Source organism: Amycolatopsis sp. NPDC004747 (assembly GCF_053601335.1).
This window is the reverse complement of the sequence record NZ_JBSGBQ010000017.1, coordinates 1-17,471: the sequence shown is the minus strand read 5'-3', so window position 1 is coordinate 17,471 and position 17,471 is coordinate 1. Positions and strand designations below refer to the sequence as shown.

Annotated in this window: 15 protein-coding genes; 6 read left to right on the top strand and 9 right to left on the bottom strand. The window is 71.1% G+C overall.

The window, feature by feature from the left end:
- Position 1: 1 nt before the first annotated feature.
- From ACWEGE_RS26340 to ACWEGE_RS26330, 3 genes are read left to right on the top strand one after another with little or no spacing between them, the layout of a single operon-like run.
- Positions 2-772, top strand: a complete 771-nt coding sequence (locus ACWEGE_RS26340) for an ABC transporter permease (RefSeq protein WP_449663122.1) — start codon at positions 2-4, stop codon at positions 770-772.
- A complete protein-coding gene (locus tag ACWEGE_RS26335) occupies positions 769-1,602 on the top strand; it encodes an ABC transporter permease (protein ID WP_449663121.1) in 834 nt (277 codons plus the stop codon). The genes ACWEGE_RS26340 and ACWEGE_RS26335 overlap by 4 nt, the downstream gene beginning before the upstream one ends.
- Before the next feature lie 21 nt (positions 1,603-1,623).
- Positions 1,624-2,496, top strand: a complete 873-nt coding sequence (locus tag ACWEGE_RS26330; RefSeq protein WP_449663120.1) for an ABC transporter ATP-binding protein — start codon at positions 1,624-1,626, stop codon at positions 2,494-2,496.
- 48 nt (positions 2,497-2,544) lie between these two features.
- On the opposite strand, the gene mdlC is transcribed toward ACWEGE_RS26330, so the two are convergent.
- From mdlC to ACWEGE_RS26290, 8 genes are all read right to left on the bottom strand, one after another.
- Positions 2,545-4,131, bottom strand: a complete 1,587-nt coding sequence (gene mdlC / locus ACWEGE_RS26325) for a benzoylformate decarboxylase (RefSeq protein ID WP_449663119.1) — start codon at positions 4,129-4,131, stop codon at positions 2,545-2,547.
- Positions 4,132-4,141: 10 nt separating this feature from the next.
- Complete coding sequence (locus ACWEGE_RS26320; protein ID WP_199191113.1) at positions 4,142-4,300, bottom strand: DUF397 domain-containing protein; 159 nt, start codon at positions 4,298-4,300, stop codon at positions 4,142-4,144.
- Complete coding sequence (locus ACWEGE_RS26315) at positions 4,300-5,145, bottom strand: helix-turn-helix domain-containing protein (RefSeq protein WP_449663118.1); 846 nt, start codon at positions 5,143-5,145, stop codon at positions 4,300-4,302. Before ACWEGE_RS26315 ends, ACWEGE_RS26320 begins: the two co-directional genes overlap by 1 nt.
- 80 nt (positions 5,146-5,225) lie before the next feature.
- A complete protein-coding gene (locus ACWEGE_RS26310; protein WP_449663117.1) occupies positions 5,226-6,875 on the bottom strand; it encodes a S53 family peptidase in 1,650 nt (549 codons plus the stop codon).
- Positions 6,876-7,042: 167 nt separating this feature from the next.
- The gene (locus tag ACWEGE_RS26305) at positions 7,043-8,005 is read right to left on the bottom strand and encodes a hypothetical protein (protein WP_449663116.1); all 963 of its coding nucleotides are present in this window, start codon (positions 8,003-8,005) and stop codon (positions 7,043-7,045) included.
- A 44-nt stretch (positions 8,006-8,049) separates the two neighbouring features.
- Positions 8,050-8,262, bottom strand: a complete 213-nt coding sequence (locus ACWEGE_RS26300; protein WP_003085407.1) for a hypothetical protein — start codon at positions 8,260-8,262, stop codon at positions 8,050-8,052.
- Positions 8,263-8,680: 418 nt separating this feature from the next.
- The gene (locus ACWEGE_RS26295; protein ID WP_449663115.1) at positions 8,681-9,358 is read right to left on the bottom strand and encodes a copper homeostasis protein CutC; all 678 of its coding nucleotides are present in this window, start codon (positions 9,356-9,358) and stop codon (positions 8,681-8,683) included.
- A gap of 13 nt (positions 9,359-9,371) precedes the next feature.
- Entirely contained in the window at positions 9,372-12,104 is a 2,733-nt protein-coding gene (locus tag ACWEGE_RS26290) for a sensor histidine kinase (RefSeq protein ID WP_449663114.1), read from the bottom strand.
- Between the two features lie 187 nt (positions 12,105-12,291).
- On the opposite strand from ACWEGE_RS26290, the gene ACWEGE_RS26285 reads away from it, so the two are divergent.
- Positions 12,292-13,257: an ABC transporter substrate-binding protein gene (locus tag ACWEGE_RS26285; RefSeq protein ID WP_449663113.1), complete on the top strand. Its 966-nt coding sequence runs from the start codon at positions 12,292-12,294 to the stop codon at positions 13,255-13,257.
- Between the two features lie 3 nt (positions 13,258-13,260).
- Here the strand turns inward: ACWEGE_RS26285 and ACWEGE_RS26280 are convergent, their stop codons facing one another.
- Positions 13,261-13,872 carry an LppU/SCO3897 family protein gene (locus ACWEGE_RS26280; protein WP_449663112.1) on the bottom strand — a complete coding sequence of 204 codons (612 nt, stop codon included), beginning with the start codon at positions 13,870-13,872 and terminating at the stop codon, positions 13,261-13,263.
- A gap of 89 nt (positions 13,873-13,961) precedes the next feature.
- On the opposite strand from ACWEGE_RS26280, the gene ACWEGE_RS26275 reads away from it, so the two are divergent.
- Both ACWEGE_RS26275 and ACWEGE_RS26270 read left to right on the top strand, forming a co-directional pair.
- Entirely contained in the window at positions 13,962-15,608 is a 1,647-nt protein-coding gene (locus ACWEGE_RS26275) for a DNA repair helicase XPB (protein ID WP_449663111.1), read from the top strand.
- A 187-nt stretch (positions 15,609-15,795) separates the two neighbouring features.
- The gene (locus ACWEGE_RS26270; RefSeq protein WP_449663110.1) at positions 15,796-16,557 is read left to right on the top strand and encodes a DUF4253 domain-containing protein; all 762 of its coding nucleotides are present in this window, start codon (positions 15,796-15,798) and stop codon (positions 16,555-16,557) included.
- Positions 16,558-17,471: the final 914 nt, after the last annotated feature.

The window sequence follows — 17,471 nt, the reverse complement described above, 5'->3', positions numbered from 1 at the left end:
CGTGGCAAAACTGCTCCGTGGCCTGGCCGGCCTGGCCGGCTTCCTCCTGATCTGGGAGGCAGCCTGCCAGGTCGGCCTGGTCAGCAAGACGTTCATCCCGCCGCCGAGCGTCGTCCTGGTCACCATGGGCGAACTGTTCGGCGACGCCGCCTTCGTCCGCGGCATCATCGCGACCATGCTCGCCTGGCTGATCGCCATCGCGATCGCCATCGCCATCGGGGTGCCCGCCGGCCTGCTGCTGGGCAGCGTCCCGGCACTGCGCACGGCGACCGCGGCGATCGTCGAGTTCCTCCGGCCGATCCCGGTCGCGGCGCTCATCCCGCTCGTGCTGCTGGTGATCGGCTCCGGGCCCGAGGCGAAGATCACCCTCGGCGTGTACGCCTCGCTCTGGCCGATCATGTTCAACACCATCTACGGGATGAGCGAGATCGACCCGGTGCTGATGGAGACCGCGCGGGCCTGCGGGACCAGCCGGTTCCGCATCCTGTCCTCGGTCGCGCTGCCGCAGACGGCGCCGTTCGTCTTCACCGGCGTCCGGCTGTCCGCGACGATCGCGCTGATCGCCGTCGTCAGCACCGAGTTCCTGGCCGGTTCCGAGGTCGGGCTCGGCAGCTACATCATGCTGGTCAGCACCGGCTCGACGCGGTTCGACCTGGTCTTCGCCAGCACCGTGGTGGCCGGGGCACTGGGGTACCTGATCAACGAAGGCCTCGAACGGCTGGGCAACCGGCTGTTCCGGTGGAGCACGGTGGACCGGGAGGCGATCGCGTGACCGCGGCGACCCTTTCGGGCCGGGTGGGCAAGCGCGCCGCGCGCGGTGCCGCCGCGGTCCTGCGCAACTGGCTGCTGTTCGCGATCCTCGTCGTCGTGTGGGAGTTCGCCGCCCGGGCCGGTGGCAGCAAGTTCTTCCCCCCGCCGACGGAGATCGCGGCCGCCGCCGCCAAGCTGTGGTTCACCGGGCCGGCGACTCACCTGTTCCTCACCGACACGGTGTTCGACAACGTGTTCCCCAGCCTCGGCCGGATGCTCGGCGGCTGGGCGCTGGCCGCGATCGCCGGGATCCTGCTCGGCGTGTTCGTCGGCCGGTCCGCCCGTGCGCTGGACTACGTCGGCCCGTTGTTCGCGTTCTTCCGCTCGATCCCGCCGCCCACGCTGATCCCGGTGTTCTCGGTGCTGTTCGGGTTGAGCTCGGGCATGCAGATCGCGTCGATCATCTTCGGCGCGGTGTGGCCGGTGCTGCTCAACACCATCGACGGCGTCCGCTCGGTCGACCAGGTGAAGGTGGAGACGGCCCGGTCGTTCCGCACCCCCCGCGGGTACTGGCTCGGCATGGTGGTGCTGCCCGCGGCGGCGCCGAAGATCTTCGCCGGGCTGCGGCTGAGCCTGTCGATTTCGCTGCTGCTGATGGTGATCTCCGAGCTCGTCGGGGCCTACCGCGGCATCGGCCGCTCGCTGATGAACGCCCAGCAGGACTTCGAGTTCCCCACCATGTGGTCGTGGCTGGTGCTGCTGGGCATCCTCGGCTACGTCTTCAACACGATCTTCCTGGCCGCCGAGCGGCGGGTGCTGGCCTGGCAGCCGGCCCGCCTCGGCCGCGACTGACGCTTCGAAAGGCCTCTCCCCATGTCCACCATGCTCGAAGTGTCCGGCCTCAGCCACACCTACGGTGCCGGTGCGAAGGCGCACACGGCGGTCGACAACCTTTCGTTCACCGTCGAAGCCGGCCAGCTGGCCAGCATCGTCGGCCCGTCGGGCTGCGGGAAGTCGACGCTGCTGCGCTGCATCGCCGGACTGACCCCGCCGACCGACGGCACGGTCAGCCTGCACGGCGACCGCGTCTCCGGGGTGCCGGACGACCTCGCCGTCGTCTTCCAGGACTACAGCCGCTCGCTGTTCCCCTGGCTGTCGGTGCAGAAGAACGTCGAGTTCCCGCTGCGGTGGCGGCCGATCTCGAAAGCCGAACGCCGCAAGCGTGCGGCCGAGGCGCTCGAGCAGGTCGGCCTGTCCGGCGTCGGCGGGAAGTACCCCTGGCAGCTGTCCGGCGGCATGCAGCAGCGGGTGTCGATCGCCCGCGCGCTGGCCAGCCGCCCGGCGCTGCTGCTGATGGACGAGCCGTTCGCCTCGGTCGACGCCCAGACGCGCTTCGAGCTGGAGGACCTGACCCGGCGGGTGCAGCGCGAGCAGGGCAGCACGATCCTGGTCGTCACCCACGACATCGACGAGAGCGTGTACCTGTCCGACCGCGTGCTGGTGCTGTCGAAGTCACCGGCGTCGATCGTGGCGGACCTGCCGGTGGGCCTGCCCGCCGAGCGCGACCAGATCACCACGCGCGAGTCGGTGGAGTTCGTGACCCTGCGCGGCGAAGTGGCGCGGCTGCTGCACGGCGGTACGCCGGCGGAGGCCGCCACGGCCGCGTCGGACGCCGCCGAGTGGGAGCTGGCCGAGCGGGCGTCGGACGTGGCCCCGGGAGTCACCGAGACCAAGACGCACAGCTGACCCGTCGGTGGTCCACAGTGGATGTCCACTGTGGACCACCGGCCGGGTTCAGTACAGCGACTTGGACGACGAGGCCACCTTGACGTGGACCAGCGTCGGCCGCGGGTCGGCCAGCGCCTCGGTGAGGCCGGAGGCCAGCTGCGCCGGCTCGGTGATCGTCACGCCGTGGCAGCCCATGCTTTCCGCCAGCGCCGCGAAGCCGATGCCGCCCAGTTCGGTGCCCGGCAGCTTCGCGCCGCCGATCGCGTCGCCGAGGATGCGGACCGCCGCGTACTCGGAGTTGTCCAGGATCACGAACGTCACCGGCAGTTCTTCGCGGGCCGCCGTCCAAAGGGCCTGGATGCCGTACATGCTCGAGCCGTCGCCGATCACGCCGACGACCTTGCGGTCCGGGCGGGCGAGCGCCGCGCCGACCACACCGGGGACGCCGTAGCCGAGCGTGCCGCTGGCCATCGTCAGGAAGCCGGTGTCGGTGGCCGTGATCGGCAGGTGGTCGTGCAGGATCCCGCGGTGGCTGGGCGCCTCCTCGACGACGAGGGCGTTGTCCGGCAACAGGTCCGCGAGCGTCGAGTAGACGAGCTCGCCGGTCAGCGCGTCGCCGGCCGGCTTCGCGGGCCGCTGCCGCGGGGCCGGCGCGGGCCGCGTGCTGCGCTCGACGACGTTCAGCAGCGCGCGGATGCCCAGCTTCGGCGTGGCGCGGATACCGGTGCCCTCGAAGGCGCGTGCGAGGACCTGCTCGTCGTCACTGACGATGAACAGAGGGGGTAGAGAGGCTTCTCCCCGGCCGCGCTCGACGTGGTAGGTGAAGGCGGGCGCCCCGAGCACGACGACGAGGTCGTACGGCGCGAGCGCATCGGCGACGGCGCCGCGTTCGGGGTCGAGGAACCCTTGGAACAGCGGGTGGTCCTCGGGGAACGAGCAGCGGAAGGACATCGGAGCGACCCACACGGCGGCGTTGAGCCGTTCGGCGAGCGCGACGGTCTCGATGACGGCCCCGTCCTGGTCGACGGCGCCCCCGACGACGATCGCCGGCCGTTCGGCGGCTTCCAAGGCGGCGTTGAGCTCGTCGACGGCCTCGGGATCGGGCGCGTAGCCGCGGATCCGGGGACGCGAGACGATCGGCCGTTCGGTGGTGACGGACCAGTCGTCGGCGGGCACGGACACGAAAACGGGACCGGACGGGGCCTGCGTGGCGACGTGGTAAGCCCGCGCGAGCGCGGCGGGCACGTCTTCGGCCGAGGCGGGTTCGATCGACCACTTCACGTACGGCTTCGGGAACTCGGGCGCTTCGAGGGCCCCGAGGAAGGGTTCGTGCGGGATGAGCGACCGCACCTGCTGCCCGGCGACGACGATCAACGGCGTCCGGTTGCGGTAGGCGTTGAAGAGGCTGCCGAGCCCGTGCCCGACGCCGCCGGCGGAGTGCAGGTTGACGAGGACGGCCTGCCGGGTGGCCTGGGCGTAGGCATCGGCCATCGCGACGACGGCGGACTCCTGCAGGCCCAGGACGTAGTCGAAGTCGTCGGGCCAGTCGGTGAGGAACGGCACCTCGGTGGTGCCGGGGTTGCCGAACACCGTGGTGAGGCCGAGTTCGCGGAGGAGTTCACGGGTGGCGTCCAGCACCGTGCGCTTGATCATGCGGACCAGGTTAACGCTTAGCCTTGCGAAGGAAAGCCCCCCAAGCGGCCGAACCGACGGTCAGGGTGCCGCCGGAGCGGTCCTTGGTGTCGCGGATCTGTGACACCGGCCCGAGCTTCACCTCGACGCAGTTCTCTTCGGTGCCGCTGTAACTGGACTTACGCCACATCATGCCTCCAAGTCGGCGATCACCCCCCGGATGAGCACGCAGGATTCCTGCTCGCTCAGGGCCAGTGCCGCCATCGCCCGCTGGGCCGCCCGGTAATCGGCCACCTGCTGCTCATCGTAGAGGTAGGCACTGCCGCGGTACTGCTCCAAGAAGACGATCGGGGGCAGATCGGCGTAGTCGAAGATGACGAAAGAACCGTTGAGCCCCGGGTGGAAATCCTCGTTGTCCGGCAGGACCCGCACACTCACGTTCCGCCGCTGCGCCATCTCGGCGAGGTGCCTGAGCTGCGGAACCATGATCTCGGCGCCACCGCGCCGCTGCCTCAGCGCGGTCTCGGCGAGGAGGGCGGTGTAGGGCGACGAATTCCAGCCATCCAGCACCTCCTGCCGCATCAGGCGCACTTTGATCCGCAACTCCTCCTCCGCCCGCGACCGCCCGGCGGCCGCCAGGATCGTCCGCACATAGTCCGGGGTCTGCAGCAGCCCGGGAATCAGCAGCGGTTCCCAGGCGAAGATCGCCGAAGCGGTGCGCTCGTATTCGATGAAGGCCGAGAGCCGCGGTGAGATCCCCGGAATGCTGTGCTCGAGCCAGTTGGGCTCGCGAGCATTGCTCGCCAACTCCAGCAACCGCTTGCGCTCCACCGGATCCACCCGCAGCGCCCCGAGCAGCAGCGCCACCTGCTCGGTCTTGGGCACGCGGGTTCCGCTCTCCCAATGCGAGAGACTCTGCGCCGCTACCTTCGCCATCCGCGCGAGTTCGCGCACGCCCAGCTTCCGCGCCTCCCTCGCCGTCCGTAGCCCGAATCCCAGCGCCCGGGACCTCGGTGTCGCTATCAGTGTTGCCATGCACACATTGTGTCATCGGGCACCGACAAAAACGGGCGACGGGGCTGTCGCGAACCCGCGACAGCCCCGCCACCTCGGGCTTACCCGATCAGGCCGCTCAAACCCGCCGCCTTGAACGAACCCCAGCCCGTGACCTGGTCATATCCCGTCCCGGCGCTGAACCCGGTCGTGCCGTGCAGGGTGTTGTTGCCCGACGTCACGTCGTGGAAACCCGTGCCGTACGAGGACCCGTTGCCGATCGAGTAGAACTTCGGGTTCAGGTTGCCGAGCGCTCCCCCGTGCACCTGGTTCTGCAGTGCCGCGAAGGCCGCCCAGAGCGGCGTCGCGCCCGAGGTGCCGCCGACCGTCTCCCACGTTCCCGCGCTGTAGATGTAGTAGCCCGACGTCGGGGAGGCGTCCGCCGCCACGTCCGGGACCTTGCGGTATGTCGTGCTCTGCGAGGACTGCCACGACGGGGCCGTGAACACCGTCGAGATGCCGCCGCCGGTCGAGCCGCCGCTGTTGCCGTCGTTCCAGACCACTTCGCTGCTGTAGCCGTTGGACGACGTCACGCTCAGCTTCGTCCCTCCCACGCCCGACACGTTCGGGCTCGACGCCGGGAAGTCCACGCCGCGGGCCGTCGAACCCGTCTGGCGGTAGCAGTCGGTCGTGCCGTCGTCGCCCGCCGCCGCGAAGTACGAGATGCCCTCCGCCGTTCCGGTCGCGATCGCGCTGCTGACGCTCTTCGCCGCGCTCGAACCCTCGGCCGATTCGCAGGCGCCCCAGGAGATCGAGACGACGTCGACCTTCGCGTCCGAGGCGATCTTCTGGTACATCGCCAGTTCGCCGGCGCTCGAGTTCGGTGCCTCGTAGACGTAGTCGTTGGCCGCCGCGGCGAGCGCGTGCACGACCTCGATGTCGAGTTCGACCTCGATCTGGCCGTCGCCCGGCGAAGAATCGTAGTTCGCGCCGCTGACCGGCACCGTCGTCACCGAGCCCGCGGACAGGCCGTACGCGCTGTCGTACTTGGTGATGTTGGCCTTCTGGTAGCCGTCGAACTCGACGAAGCCGACGTTCACGCCACTGCCCGTCGCCGACAGGCCACTTGTGCCGTAGGCGGTCTTGAGCACCGGCGGGGTGACGGACTTGACGACGTTGGGCTGGGCGAGCGGCTTCGCCGAATGCGTCCGGACCGCGTGGTCGTCGAGACCGACGACCCCACCCACGACGTCCGAGACGCTCGCCGGCACGGCCGGAACCGCGTCGTTGGCGAAGAAGTCCCGCCCGGACGCCTGGTCGTGGTAGGTCCCGATGCGGGTCCGGAACGCCGACTCGAGCTGCGCCGCCGAGCCGGTGAACGTGATGGCCTGCCGGTTGCCGGAAACCTCGATCCCGCGCAACCCGGCTTTCCCAAGAAATGAGACGGCCTTGTCGACGTCGGCCTGGGTCGGACCGAACCTGGCATTGAACTGCGCCGGGGTCAGAAACCGGTGATATTGCGCCGACGCCGGATTCTGCACGTCGGCGAGGAACTTTTCGAGCGCCTGCTGGTTGTGCAGTTTCAGCGAGAGCGCGGCGGTGATCGGCCGGTCGGCCGCGACGTCGCCGGTGCGGGCGCTGTTGACCAGCGGCGCGGCGTTGTCGGCCAGCGTGAGCAGCGGTTCCGACGCCGCGGCGGCCGGGACGGCCACGGCGAGGCCGAGCAGTGCCGGCAGCGGCACGGCGGCCGCGACGAGCTTGCGCAAGCGCATGGGGGAATTTCCTCTCGGCGGTGGGGACCGGGCCTGCGCGGAATGTCCGCCGCAGGTTGCCGAGAAGCATAAGAACCCTTGATCGCGCCGAGGAACCTACTTTTGTCTGGGCTTCGACGGATCCCATTTTCATTTTCCGGCGGGTTTACCTTTCCATGGCAAACCGATTATTGTCCGGAATGCCCGACCGTTTCGACGCGTTCGACGAGCGCCCGCGCGTCCGCGCTGCCGGAGAACCGGCGGGCGGCCGCCGACAGCGTGTGCAACCGCTGGCGCACCCGCGGCGACCGCAGCGCGCCGGCCAGCTCGACCGCCTCCTCGCCCACGGTGGCGGCGACGTCGAGATCACCGTCCAGCGCGTGCACGGTGGCCAGCCAGATCAACGTCAGCGAGCGGCTGCGCGTCATGCCACGCGGGTAGCCGCCGATCGCTTCGACGAGGGCGGGAATGCCGTCGCGGCCGTGGCGGACGTCGACCACCTGCGCCAGTTCGCCGTGCACCGTCCCGACCATCGCCGCCATGTCGGTGGCGCCGAAGAACGCCGCCCACGGCGACGGTTCGCGCCCCTCGGCCTCGGCGAACTCCTGCCGGGCGCGGCGCAGGTGGGTCAGCGCGCCGGTGACGTCGGCCTTCATCGCGTGCGCCCACGCCTGGTTGGCCGACAGGATCGCCTGGGCGAGCTTGGAGTGCGCCGCAACCGCCGCCTCGCGGCCCTGCGCGAACTCCAGCAGCGCCGCGTCGACCGCGCCGTAGTGCAGGTGCAGCCGGCCGACGCGGTAGCGGATGTTGGCTTGGAGGTCGTCATTGCCGGCTTCGACGGCCAGCTCCAGAGCTCGCGCGAACGCCACCAGCGCGGCGGCCGGGCGGTCCTGGTCGAAGTTCGTCCAGCCCGCCAGGTTGTAGAGGTCGGCCACCGCGGTGTACAGCCGCGCCAGTACGACGGTTTTCGTCGCGCCGTCCAGCAGCGCCACGGCGGCGGGCAGCCTCGACTCCACGGCCGCCCGGCACGAGCCGCCGCCGTACCGGTAGTCCAGCGCCCTGAGTTCGGCGACGCTGTCCTCGAGCTGCCGCACATCGGCGAGGCCCACGCGCGTACCGCTCCGTTCGTCCCGCCCGTCACTGCCGGTCATGGCAGCCCTCCGTCCGTAGAGAGCTGCCGATCGGGCAGCTCCGCTCATTCCCCGCCGGGCCAGGCCGGAGCCCGCTCCTTCGAGGGACTGGCACCGGGCAGCACCCCGGTGGCGGTCAGCACCACGCCGGTGGCGGTTTCCGCGATCTTGACGACGGCCAGCAGCCCGGTCAGGGCGAGGGAACCGCCGAGCCCCAGTTTCGCGAATTCGTCCTCGGAGGTTTCGGTTCCGCGTTGGCGCGGTATCGTGCCGGTCACGATTCGGCCTTTCGGCTCGCTGCGGCCGCACCCGTACGGCAGCCACGGGGAATCCACCGGCCCCAGGTGACGGAAATCCACCTGATGGCCGCCGTCCTGGTTTCCTGCTGTCCTCGCAACGAGTTCTCGAACTGAATACGCGCGCACACGGCGCCGCCTCCCGCACTGCAGATCGATTCCTTGAAGATCGGCCGGATCGCGAAATGCGGGACCACCGTAGCCAGCCGATCAGCGGAAAATCAGCCACCAACCAGGTCAAAGCTGGAAATGCTCGTGCAGCCGCACGCGCAACCCAGCCCGCGACACTGCACACGGCGGATGCAATTTCACGCGCCGGTTCACGAATGCGGCAGGCACGTCAAAACAACGGCGGAAATCGTTCTACTCCGCCGATTCTGCGCGAGAACGGCGTAGCCGGTCAGGATTTGACGAGGTCGACCCAGGTGCGCACCGCACCGGCGTCGACCGGCGCCTGCCAGCCACCGGGCCGCACCGCGCTGCCGACGTGGAACCCGCGCACGCCACCCGCGCGCAGGAGGTGAACCTGCTGCGCGCGCAGCCCGCCGCCGACGAGCAGCGCGGGGCCGCCGTCGCGCTGCGCGAGCCGCTGCAGCACCGAAAGGCCGCTGGCCACGCCGTTCGGGTGACCGGCGGCGAGCACGGTGTCACAGCCGAGCTCGGCCAGCTGGTCGTACGCGCGCAGCGGATCGCGCGTGCGGTCGATGGCGCGGTGGAACGTCCACGGCAGACCGTCGACCTCCTTGATCAGCGCCTCGCAGGCGTCGAGGTCGATCTCGCTGTCGACGTTGAGGAAGCCGAAGACGAACTCCCGCGCGCCCGCGTCGATCAGCCGGGCGGTGTCCGCGCGCAGGCCTTCGAGGTCGCCGACGGCGAAGGAACCGTTGTCCCGCAGCATGACCCGCACCGGGAGGTCGGTCGCCGAAAGCACCGCACGCAGCGTTTCGACCGACGGCGTCAGGCCGTCCTGCGCCATGTCCGCAACCAGTTCGAGGCGGTCGGCCCCGCCCGCCTGCGCGCTTTCGGCGTCCGCCGCGTCCAGCGCGATCACTTCCAGCAGGGGCGTCTTCGAGCTCATGCCTCAATCCGTTTCACTGGTTCCGGGTGTCGTCCCCCCTCGCATGCCGCCCTCGCCGGAAGCCGCCTTGAAGGCTCGTCATCCGCTCGCGCACCGCTTCCGGGGAAAGAGAGAGTATCGGCCGCTGCTCCGGCACCGCTCCCGGGCTCGCCGCGGAATCGACGGTCTGCAGGAACGGCCAGGTGTCCTCGGCGCCGTCCTCCTGCTCCAGTTCGGCCGGGGTGGGCCATTCGTACGAAGGCTCGACCGGGGCGGGCGGCGCGACGGGCGTCAGCCGCGGTTCGGTGTCCTCGTCGTCCGGCCCGGGCTCGGGCGCGACGGCCACCGGCGGCGGTGGTGGGGGTGGTGGCGGCGGCGGTGGCGGCTCGGGTTCGCGGACCGGCGCCGGCGCGGAAAGCGCGTGCCGCGGCTGGGGATCGACCGGCCGCGGCTCCTCGGCGACCGGCAGCGGTTCGGCGGGCTTCCGCGGCGGCTCGGGCGCGGCGGAGGCGTCGAACCAGCGGGACAGGACGTCACGGTAGGCGGGCATCCGCTCGGTCGGGGCGTCGAGGTCCAGGTGGGCTTCGTCGTCGGCGGTCGGCCATTCCGGCGCTTGGTCGCGGGCGATCACCGGGGCCCGGCGCGGCGGGCCTGCCTCGATCGACGGCGGCGTCAGCTCCTCCGGCTCCGGCTCGGGTTCCGGCTCCGGCGTCAGCGGGGCGAGCGGCGCCAGCAGCTCCGGTTCCGGGGCGGCGGACGGCTCGGCGGGCGGGGGCGGTGCCGGCATCGGCGGCAGCTCGACGATCAGGGCCGCGGGCACCAGCACGGTCGCCACCAGCCCGGAGTCCGCGCCGGGGCTCAGGCTGACGTCGATGCGGTGGCGCGTGGCCAGCGTGGCGACGACGAACAGGCCCATCCGGCGCGACACCTCGACGTCGACGTCCGGCGGGTGCGCGAGGCGGGAGTTGGTGCGGTCGATCTCCGCCTGCGGCATGCCGGCGCCGTGGTCGATGATTTCGATCTGCCAGTCGCCGTCGTGGGTTTCGGCGCTCGCCACGGTGACCATCTCGTCGCCGGAGTAGCGCGTCGCGTTCTCCAGCAGCTCGGAAACGACGTGCACGAGGTCGTTGACGGCCTCGCCGCGGACCGCGACCTGCGGGGCCGGGCCCAGCTCGATCCGCTGGTAGTGCTCGACCTCCGAGAGCGCGGCGCCGATGATCTCGTCGGCGGGCACGGACCCGGCGTCCTCCCGCGCCGAGTCGTGGCCGGAGAGCACCAGCAGGTTTTCGCTGTTGCGCCGCATCCGCGTCGCGAGGTGGTCGAGTTCGAACAGCCCGGCGAGGGTGTCCGGGTCCTGCTCGTCGGCCTCCATCCGGTCGAGCACCGACAGCTGCCGCTCGACGAGGTCCTGGCTGCGCTGCGAGAGGTTGACGAACATCGCGTTGACGTTCTCGCGCAGCATGGCCTGTTCGCCGGCGAGCCGGACGGCCTCGCCGTGCACGGCGTCGAAGGCGCGCGCGACCTGGCCGAGCTCTTCGCGGGTGAACACCGGCACGGGCGCGACGGCGAGCCGTTTCCGCAGGTTCTCGGGCGCGGGCTCGGGGTCGGTGAGCAGGTTCTGCACGGCCGCGGGCAGCCGGTGCTCGGCCACTTCCAGCGCCGTCCGGCGCAGGATCCGCAAGGGGCGCAACAGGGATCGCGCGATGACCACCGACAGCACGCCGGCGACGAGCAGGACGCCGAGGACCACGCCGCCGTCCCACAGCGCGGCCGTCCTGGCTTGGGCCGCGAGGGTGTCCGTGCGTTCCTGCAACTGGACCAGCAGCGCCTGCTGCACCCGGTGGGCGAGGTTCACCGTGTGCGTCGCCGAGGTGTCCCACTGGTTCGGGTCGAGGCCCGAGAGGTTCTGGCCGTTTTCGGTGCGGGTGAGCGCGGATTCGACCATGTCGTTGCCGATGTCGACGACCAGGCCGATCACCGTGTCGTCGTACATCCGTTGCTGTTCAGGGGTGGCGAAGGTGCGGTAATCGCTACGCGCGGCTTCGAGTTCGGCTTCCGCGCCGAGCAGCGCGCGCGTGCGGTCGCGGTTGAGCGTGCCCGCCGCGAGCGCCTCGGCCATCACCGCCCGCTTGACCGACATCTGGTCCTTGATCCGGGCGAGTGCGTTGCCCGCCAGCCGCATCCGGGCGAGCTCCGGGTCGGAGACGTCGGCGGCGGCGGAGTCGCTGATGTCGAGCAGGCCGGAGATCAGCTCGCTGTAGGAGCGCAGCACGGCGTCGGCGGGGAACGCCGAGTGCTCCGCGGAAAACCGCAGGCCACCGAGCACGCGCAGCCGGTCGTCGGTCTGCTGCAGGCTGTCCGCGGCCTTCGCGTCGAGCCGCGGCCTGCTTTCGGCGAGCGTCCGCTCGAACCCGCCGATGGCCCGGTCGACGCGGTTGCGCTGGGCGGTGAGCTCGGCGGTGTCGCCCTGGCGGTTCTGGGCGACGAACCGCACGGTGAGGTCGCGCTCGCGTTGCAGCTCGTGCAAGGCTTCGGCGACGGTGTTGTCGACGCGGCCGCGGGTGGCGAACTCGGCCAGCTGCCGGGCGTCGCGGAGGTCGGAACTGATCCGCAGGCCGACGAGCGCGATCACGGCGAGCGCCGGGATGAGGAGGACCGCGAAGAGCTTCGTTCCCAGACGCCAGTTCCGCAGCCGCCAGCGGCCACCCGCCGGACGCGGATCCGCCGCGTCGCCGCCCTTGCGGGGACGCTTGTCGCGACGGGTCACCTGGTTTCCTTTTCCGCCGCGGGCGGGAACCCGCGGATCGAACGACACCTCGAACCTACTGAACGGTAGCCCGCCCTATGAAGATCCGAAAGCCGCGCCGGCACGATACGGCCCTGCCCGCGATCGTATGGGGCGCGGACCATACGATCCAGCACGAGAACCAGATTCTCGCGGTAGGTGAAGGTTCATGAACAGACGCGGACGGCTGATTCCGCTGGTAGCGGCGCTCCTGGCGACCGCGGGCTGCAGTGTGTTCTCCTCCGGCACCCCCGCGCCCCCGCTGCCGCTGGAGCGGACCACCCTGCGCGTCGGTGTGGGCAACGCCATCGACACGGCCCCGCTGCGGATCGCCGTCGCGGCCGGGAAGTTCCGGTCCGCCGGGCTGGACGTGCAGCTCGTCGAGCTCGGTGCCGAAGACGGGCTGGCGAAGCTGGCCGCGGGCGACCTCGACGTCACCTTCGCCTCCGACATCGCGATGTTCCGCGCCGCGGCCGGCGGGACGGCGTTGCAGCTGCAGGGCGAGGCCTACACGTCCGGTCCCGACACGATGGCGCTGGTCACACTGCCGGACTCGGACTACACCGTGCCGACGGGCAAGAAGTCGCCGGAGATCGCGGTGAACATGCTCGACGACGTCGGCGCGCTCGTCGCGCGTTCGGTGCTGGTCACCGCGGGCGTCGACCAGGCGAAGATCAAGTTCAAGCCGGTTCCGTTCGACCGGATGCCGCAGGCGCTGCAGGCGGGCGACGCCGACGCCGCCCTGATGATCGAGCCCTACATCACCCGCGCCGAGAAGGACCTCGGCGCGCACATCCTGGCCGACGGCGCCCGCGGCTCGACGCTCGACTTCCCGCTCTCCGGCTACGCGGCGGCGAAACCGTTCGCGCAGGCCAGCCCGCGCACCCTCCGCGCGTTCCGCACCGCGCTGGGCGCGGCCCAGCAGAGCGCGACGGACCCGGCGATCGTGCGTGACGCGCTGCCGAAGTTCTCCGACATCGACGCGACGACGGCCGCGCTGATCTCGCTCGGCTCGTACCCGGCATCGCTCAACGGCATCCGGCTGCAGCGCGTGGCCGACCTGATGCACAACTCGGGCCTGCTGGCGAACCGCCTCGACGTCCAGGGCCTGCTCCCCGACAAGACCGGTTACTGAGGGCTAGATGTTCTCGCCGGTCTTGATCAGGCACACCGTGCGGGCCGGTGGGCCGGCGTAGGTGAACACCATGTCGGCGCCTTCGCACTTGTCGTCGCGGCCGTAGCCGGAGAGGACCTCGACCCGCTCCTGCGCCGCCGGGTCGGTGCAGAGGACCTTGCCGATCGTGCTCTCGTCGTCGACGTCACGCAGGCAGTCGCCGGCCTTGACGTTCAGGGCCAGGCAGAGGGTCTGGCCCGAGCCGGAGCCGAGCCGGAACCGCACGTAGTCGCCGGAGCCGCACGCGATGGCCCCGCGGTAGGCGTTCTCGACCTTGTACGTCGCGTTGTCCGCGCTGCAGCCGACGCGGTGGTAGGCGAGCTTGCCCGCCCCCTCGCGGGTCAGGTACAGGCAGTCGCCGTCGGACGGCGGCCCGCTGCGGCCGAGCCAGTAGACGCCCATCGCGCCCAACGCGCCCAGGCCCAGCGCGGCGACGACGCACGCGACCAGCGTGATCCGCACCTTCGTGGTGAACCAGTGCGGAATCGGCTGCTGACCGGGCACCGGCGGCATCGGCGCGGGCTGCGCGTAGCCCGGCGACCGGAACGGGTTGTCGTCGAACGGCGGTGTGGTCAACGTGCCCTCCAGTGATCCCCTCGGCACCTCGTCCCACCGGCGGGCCCGCGAGCGGAGCGGACCGGAGCGAGGCACGTATAACAGTAGTTGTGACTGATGGCCCCCTGATCGTCCAGTCCGACAAGACCGTGCTCCTGGAGGTCGACCACCCCCAGGCCGATGACGCACGCGTCGCGATCGCGCCGTTCGCCGAGCTCGAACGAGCGCCCGAGCACGTGCACACCTACCGGATCACGCCCCTGGCCTTGTGGAACGCGCGCGCCGCCGGCCACGACGCCGAGCAGGTCGTCGACGCGCTGACGACGTACTCGCGCTTCCCGGTGCCGCAGCCGCTGCTGATCGACGTGGTCGACGTGATGGGCCGGTTCGGGCGGCTGCAGATCGCCAACCACCCGGCGCACGGGCTGGTGATGTCGACCACCGACCGCGCGGTGCTGACCGAGGTCGTCCGCAACAAGAAGATCAGCCCGATGCTCGGCGCCCGGATCGACGAGGACACGGTCCTCGTGCACCCGTCCGAGCGCGGGCGGCTGAAGCAGGCGCTGCTGAAGGTCGGCTGGCCGGCCGAGGACCTCGCCGGGTACGTCGACGGCGAAGCGCACCCGATCGCCTTGGACGAGACCGACTGGCAGCTGCGCGACTACCAGCGCCAGGCCGCGGAGGCGTTCTGGGCGGGCGGCTCCGGCGTCGTCGTGCTGCCCTGCGGGGCGGGCAAGACGATGGTCGGCGCGGCGGCGATGGCCAAGGCGGCGGCCACCACCCTGATCCTGGTGACGAACACGGTGGCCGGGCGGCAGTGGAAGCGCGAGCTGATCGCGCGGACGTCGCTGACCGAGGAGGAGATCGGCGAGTACTCCGGCGAGAAGAAGGAGATCCGGCCGGTCACCATCGCGACCTACCAGGTGATCACCCGCAAGACCAAGGGCGAATACAAGCACCTGGAGCTGTTCGACTCCCGCGACTGGGGCCTGGTCGTCTACGACGAGGTCCACCTGCTGCCGGCACCGGTCTTCCGGATGACGGCGGACCTGCAGTCCCGGCGGCGCCTGGGCCTGACCGCGACCCTGGTGCGCGAGGACGGCCGCGAGGGCGACGTCTTCTCGCTGATCGGCCCGAAGCGCTACGACGTGCCGTGGCGCGACATCGAGGCGCAGGGCTGGATCGCCCCGGCGGAGTGCACGGAGGTCCGCGTGACGCTGACCGACGCCGAGCGTCTGGAGTACGCCACAGCCGAGGCCGACGAGCGGTACAAGCTGGCGGCGACGGCGTTGACGAAGACGCCGGTGATCAAGTCGATCGTGGCCAAGCACGCGGGCGAGCCGACGTTGGTGATCGGCGCGTACCTCGACCAGCTGGAGATGCTCGGCGACGAGCTCGACGCCCCGGTGATCCAGGGCGCGACGCGCAACAAGGAGCGCGAGGAGCTGTTCGACAAGTTCCGGCGCGGCGAGATCCGGACGCTCGTGGTGTCGAAGGTGGCCAACTTCTCGATCGACCTGCCGGAAGCGTCGGTGGCGATCCAGATCTCGGGCACGTTCGGTTCGCGCCAGGAGGAGGCCCAGCGCCTCGGCAGGCTGCTGCGTCCCAAGGGCGACGGACGCCAGGCGCACTTCTACTCGATCGTCTCGCGCGACACGGTGGACACGGAGTACGCGGCACACCGGCAGCGGTTCCTCGCGGAGCAGGGATACGCGTACCACATCGTGGACGCGGACGACCTGCTCCGGCCGCTCTGAGCCCGACTCGTTCGGCCTAGCGAATCGTCACAGGAGCAACTTCCACCACAGGAGTCCCGGACAGGCCGCTGACCTGCTAAAACGCTGATTCACTCGAACGGATGAGCGGGCAAGTCGCTGGAAATTGTCGGACCCTCGAACTACTGTTCGACATGCAGCAGCCGAACACAAGTTCGAGGGGACGTCCATGACGATCGCACCGCTCCGCCCCGGTACGCCCGCACCGCCGGTCCAGACCCTGCCACCGGGGTCGTGGCACGGCCGGCTGTGGGTGTCCGACCTGCCACTGACCCGACCCGAGCGCTACCTGGGCTGCGTGGCCGAGTTCGAGCGGTCCGGGCTGTGGCCGGTGCTGATCCCCCACGACCAGCGCTTCGCGGCGAATGGCGAGGACTGGATCGACGACCGGGGAAGGCTGTCCCCGGCCGGCCACCGAGTGGCGTCGGCCGACCCGGCGGGAGCCTTGTCCCGCTGGTGGGACACCTCCTGCTGCGACGGCGCCTGCCTGAGGCCGTTCGGCGCCCGGTTCCCGGGGCTGGCCAAGCGCAGCCCGCGCCGGTCCGACCCACTGGCGGAGGCGGGCAACACGGGTTCGATCCTGGCCACCCGCGCGCCGCACAGGCTGGGTCTGGTCCAGACCGAGCGCCCGGCCGACATCCCGGCCTTGCTGGGCTGGACGGGGATGATCAAGTGCACGGACCAGGTGGCCGAGCTGTCGGCGGTGCTGCGCAGCTGGGAGGACAGGTTCGGGGCAACGTTGGTGGTCCTGGGCTTCGACACGATCGAGCTGTCGGTGGCGGCACCACCGAGGAACCAGGCACGAGCCCTGACGGTGGCGGCGGAGCACCGGGCGTTCAGTTTGCCGACGTTCGCAGGCCAGCCGGGGAACCTGCGGGAGTACGCATCGGGATTGGTCCAGTCGAGGCATTGGCGGTTTTCTTGGGCTTGATGGTGGGTCGCCGCCCCGGGCCCGGTGGCCGGGGCCGCCGGGCCGGGGCCGCAGGCCGGCGGCCGGGAGCCTGGGCGGGACGGCCGGGGGCGGCCGGGCCGCAGGCCGGCAGGCCGGGGCCCGGACGGGACGGCCGGGGCCAGGGGGCGGCAGCGGCGACCCCAGGAACGGCGGACTCTTGGAGGCAGGCCGGCGGGCCGGGGGCCGGGCAAGACCGCCGGGGCCAGGGGACGGCAGCGGCGACCCCAGGAACGGCGGACTCTTGGAGGCGGGCCGGCGGGCGGGGGCGCCCGGGCCACCGGCCAGGACCGCGGGCCGGGGACCGGGGGCCGGGGGCCGGGCCATCGGCCGGGCCCGCAGGCCGGGGACCGGAGGCCGGGGACCGGGGGCCCCAGGCCGGGGACCGGGCGGGCCGGGGCCAGGGGACGGCAGCGGCGACCCCAGGAACGGCGGGCTCTTGGAGGCGGGCCGGGGGTGCCGGCCGCCCCCAGGCGGCCCGGCCCACCGGCCGGCCCGGGAAGGCCGCCCGCCCGGCCACCCCAAAGAGCTGGGTGGTCATCCCGTCGCCTGAGGCCGTCAAATCACTTTGAGCCAGGCCCGCAACCCCAAGCCCAAGGCGACCCAACAACGCAACCTTGCGGGCCTGGCTCAAAGTGATAGGCCTCAGTCAGGCGACGGGATGACCACCCAGCGACCCCCCGCAAAACCCGAGACAACAAGGCCATCCCAGAGCCTGCCCGTCCGGCCAATACCGCTAAGTTAGGGGTGTCCAGGCGGGGCTGGGCTGTGACACGCGCTGCGCGTATCCGTTGTCTGAGGGGATTTCGTTCTACGATGTGCGCATGCCTCGGGTGGGTCAGAAGAAAAGTTCGGGTGGCTCGCCGGTGGCAGATGTCCGGCTGTCGGATCGTATT

Coding starts and splice junctions, on each gene's coding strand:
- ACWEGE_RS26305 (WP_449663116.1), bottom strand. CDS start 8,005: ATGACCGGCAGTGACGGGCGGGACGAACGGAGCGGTACGCGCGTGGGC.
- ACWEGE_RS26285 (WP_449663113.1), top strand. CDS start 12,292: ATGAACAGACGCGGACGGCTGATTCCGCTGGTAGCGGCGCTCCTGGCG.
- ACWEGE_RS26330 (WP_449663120.1), top strand. CDS start 1,624: ATGTCCACCATGCTCGAAGTGTCCGGCCTCAGCCACACCTACGGTGCC.
- ACWEGE_RS26270 (WP_449663110.1), top strand. CDS start 15,796: ATGACGATCGCACCGCTCCGCCCCGGTACGCCCGCACCGCCGGTCCAG.
- mdlC (WP_449663119.1), bottom strand. CDS start 4,131: ATGATCAAGCGCACGGTGCTGGACGCCACCCGTGAACTCCTCCGCGAA.
- ACWEGE_RS26320 (WP_199191113.1), bottom strand. CDS start 4,300: ATGTGGCGTAAGTCCAGTTACAGCGGCACCGAAGAGAACTGCGTCGAG.
- ACWEGE_RS26315 (WP_449663118.1), bottom strand. CDS start 5,145: ATGGCAACACTGATAGCGACACCGAGGTCCCGGGCGCTGGGATTCGGG.
- ACWEGE_RS26295 (WP_449663115.1), bottom strand. CDS start 9,358: ATGAGCTCGAAGACGCCCCTGCTGGAAGTGATCGCGCTGGACGCGGCG.
- ACWEGE_RS26310 (WP_449663117.1), bottom strand. CDS start 6,875: ATGCGCTTGCGCAAGCTCGTCGCGGCCGCCGTGCCGCTGCCGGCACTG.